This is a genomic window from Metabacillus mangrovi, from assembly GCF_009711125.1.
Taxonomy (GTDB): domain Bacteria; phylum Bacillota; class Bacilli; order Bacillales; family Bacillaceae; genus Metabacillus_B; species Metabacillus_B mangrovi.
The window spans coordinates 1-3,457 of the sequence record NZ_WMIB01000044.1; the positions used below are offsets into that span (position 1 = coordinate 1).

The 3,457-nt window shown below is 40.6% G+C and carries 3 protein-coding genes and 2 tRNA genes; all 5 read left to right on the forward strand.

Annotated elements, in window-relative coordinates:
• Nucleotides 1–96 precede the first annotated feature (96 nt).
• Nucleotides 97–179, forward strand: a tRNA-Leu gene (locus GKZ89_RS20600).
• 186 nt (nucleotides 180–365) lie between these two features.
• Nucleotides 366–959, forward strand: coding sequence for a TetR/AcrR family transcriptional regulator (locus tag GKZ89_RS20605; RefSeq protein ID WP_155114290.1), 594 nt, complete (start codon nucleotides 366–368; stop codon nucleotides 957–959).
• A gap of 219 nt (nucleotides 960–1,178) precedes the next feature.
• Nucleotides 1,179–1,847, forward strand: coding sequence for a hypothetical protein (locus GKZ89_RS20610; protein WP_155114291.1), 669 nt, complete (start codon nucleotides 1,179–1,181; stop codon nucleotides 1,845–1,847).
• A gap of 81 nt (nucleotides 1,848–1,928) precedes the next feature.
• Nucleotides 1,929–2,882 carry a TraB/GumN family protein gene (locus tag GKZ89_RS20615; protein WP_155114292.1) on the forward strand — a complete coding sequence of 318 codons (954 nt, stop codon included), beginning with the start codon at nucleotides 1,929–1,931 and terminating at the stop codon, nucleotides 2,880–2,882.
• 500 nt (nucleotides 2,883–3,382) lie between these two features.
• Nucleotides 3,383–3,456: transfer RNA gene (locus GKZ89_RS20620), tRNA-Arg, on the forward strand.
• Nucleotide 3,457: the final 1 nt, after the last annotated feature.

The window sequence follows — 3,457 nt, forward strand, 5'->3', positions numbered from 1 at the left end:
GTGGCGGAATTGGCAGACGCACCAGACTTAGGATCTGGCGCCTTCGGGCGTGGGGGTTCGACTCCCTTCACCCGCATCTTTACAAATTAGTATTTCGCGGTCGTGGCGGAATGGCAGACGCGCTAGGTTGAGGGCCTAGTGGGGGCAACCCCGTGGAAGTTCGACTCTTCTCGGCCGCATCATAAGAACATCAAAAGGACCGGAGCTTAAAGCTCCGGTTCTTTTTTATGTATTTTACGCATTCCTTCCCTTTAACTTGTGCGCGTATACAGCCTTGACAGCAATAGTGGGCTCGTTTAAAATAAAAACTGATTAATCAATCAAAATAAAGAATGGACAATCAATTAAGAGAAGGCGGATAAAGGATGAAGAGTAAACAATATCTTATTGCCGATGCGCGCAAAGAGCAAATTATTAAAGCTGCGATTGAAGTGTTAACAGACATAGGTTATGTAAGCACAAGCCTCTCTAAAATAGCCAGTAAAGCAAAGACCAGTACAGGACTTATCTCGTACCATTTCTCAGGTAAAGAAGACTTGATGAACCATATCATCGTTTATTTGGTTGAAGAAGAGAAGACTTTTATTAGGGAAAGAGTAGAAATGGAACAGACGAATATGGGGAAATTAATGGCGTTTGTAGAAGCGGGCATAGAGTATCGGAATATAAAACGAGGAAATATCACTGCATTATTGGAAATTGTTTTTAATATACGCACACCAGACAATGTCCCTTATTTTAAGGGGGAAATGAATCCGGAAGAAGAGGTACAAGTAAGGTTAGAAGAAATCCTGGTTAAAGGACAGGAATCTAATGAATTTGGTGACTTTGACACTAAAGTAGTCGGAATCATGATCAGAGGATCTATATCATCAGCCATGTCCTTGCCTCAGGATGATGCTGGAATTAAAGATTACGGTGAAAAGGTAAAAGAGAACATTTTGAAAATGATTAAATAGCTTATTGATGGAGAGTTTTTCATGCTTAAACGAGTGCACGATCAATCGTGCACTCGTAAATAGGAATCATCGTATCTGCCAAAAGCAGCGAAACGTCCAACATTAAATTTTTTTAGACTTAAACTGATTGAATGAACAAAATTTAAAATGGATAGTCAAATACTGAGTGTTCTTTAGTTAGATGAAATTTATCCTATTAAAGGAAGGTGGTTCTGAAACATGTTTGGCTTTATTCGGGAAAGCAAACGCCGCAGGAAAATGAAAAAAGTAAAAGTAGGCGACGGCCATCTTTTGAAGCCGTATCGGATATGGAATCTCTTCACACACTCCTTATTTCATGCAGAAGTAAAGAGTGATACTGATGGGGAAACTGTACATTATGCTATAAAGTCCAAATTTTTTGCAGAAGAGCCACGTGCTGATCTTTATCGCGAGGGCAGGCATGTTGCCTTTTCTAAACTTCCTGCTGCGTTTCCGGTAGATTATGGCGTAATTGAGATAACAAATAATTTCAGTGGAATTAACAGGATTCAATATATATCTGACAGGAGAGACGCTTTTTCTGTATATCCGGATAAACGTTCACTCAGAGGTTTTCGATTATGGGTCCATAAACGGTTTCCGATTATCAGCAGGTTCATTGAATTCATAGCTATAGCGACTTTGATCATGTCATTAGGCTTATCCGTACCGCAATTAATGGAGACAATCACTGAGATTCCCTGGATATCTGATAACATAGGGGTATTTGAATCTCCAATCAAATTATCGATCTGGACAAATTTTTTCATTGGAGTAGCAGCTGCAATTGCTGGAACGGAGCGTGCTTTAATGTTACGCCGTCATTGGTTAATTGATATCGAGACAGCAAGTTGGAGTGATTCGTGATTTTAGCTGCTATACTGCACCTCAGTTCATTGACCAGGAAGAACGAACAGCTTTTCTGTTTCAAGAAAGGGGAAGGTTAAAATGATGAAACAACTTACGGGAATGTGTTTATTGTTCATTTTGCTTTTGGCTGCTGGCTGCTCAGGCATTAAAAGCGAGTCTGTAGAAGTGCCCGGACAGGAAGACAAACAGAAAGAAAGTGAGAAGGATAATAATTATGAGGGAGGCGGAGGTTTTCTATGGAAAGTTGTTCATGGCGAAACAACCATGTATGTGCAAGGAACCACTCATTTGGGTCACGAAGACTTTTATCCTCTTGCTCCTGAAATTGAAGAAGCGTATGAGAGTTCAGATGTTATCCTCCCGGAAGTGAATATGTTTGAAGCGGAAACAGATGAAGAAGAAATGAACAAGATTGCTATGTTCGGGGATGCCACGACTCTTAAAGACGTTGTATCGGAGAAGTCCTATGCCAGACTGTCAGAGATATTTAAAGAGAATCAATTGGCAGTAGAAGATTATAACAGCTTTCAGCCATGGTTTGTAGAGGGTTTGTTAGCTCAGATTAGTGTGAAAAAAAGTGAAGTGGCTCCAGAGCATGGAGTTGATTTATATTTCCTTAAACGTTCTTTAGAGGACAAAAAAGAAATCGTTGAATTGGAAAGCATTGAAACGCAAAATCAGATGCTCAGTAATTTCAGTATGGAGACACAAGTGCGGATGCTGGAGAATTCTATAAAGTCCCACGATGAAGTGGCAGCTTCGTTAAATCAAATAGGGTATAACTGGATTAAAGGCAAAGAGGATGCGTTTACTGATCAGCTGTCGGAAGGTTTCATGGAAAATGGGCAAGAATATAAACAGGCGATGATTGATACCCGTAATAGGAACATGGCGAATAAGCTTGATGATATCTTGCGTGAAAATGATGGGCAAACCTACTTTGCAATCATTGGTTCAGCTCATGTTTTGCTTGATCCGAGTGTGCCGGACGAGCTTGAAGAGAAAGGATATAAAATTAAACGGATCTATTGATGGACAGTCGAATATGGATAAAGGCTGGGCCATTCAGGGGACTCAGCCTCTTTTAATCCCATTTAGTTTTATATAAACATTCGTGGTCTGCGGGATCTATTTTGCCCAATCAGGATTCAGCGTTTGTTCAGCAGTCAAGGCGAAGATCATCGGGTTAGAAGGGGGGGAGGATATTAAGAGTGCGAAGCCAGGATGTAACCAACGATATCAGCGGGGTTTTTGACGGGTGTAATGATGGTAATCAGAATGGTGTTAAGGTTGAAGCGTCGTCATGTTTTTAGTTGTTCTGAGGGGCATCAAAAACTTTTCGTTAAAAATGTTGACAAGAAAAATACGATTTGATAATATATAAAAGTCGCCGATGCGCCCACAGCTAACCAAATGTTAATAGAACATTTGACTGAGGGAAAGAAGCTTCGAAGGTTCAACCCTTCCAAAAACATTTTAAAAAAGATGTTGACAAAACAAAAGCGATTTGATATCATATGAAAGTCGCCAATGCGCCCGTAGCTCAATTGGATAGAGCGTTTGACTACGGATCAAAAGGTTAGGGGTTCGACTCCTCTCGGGCGCGC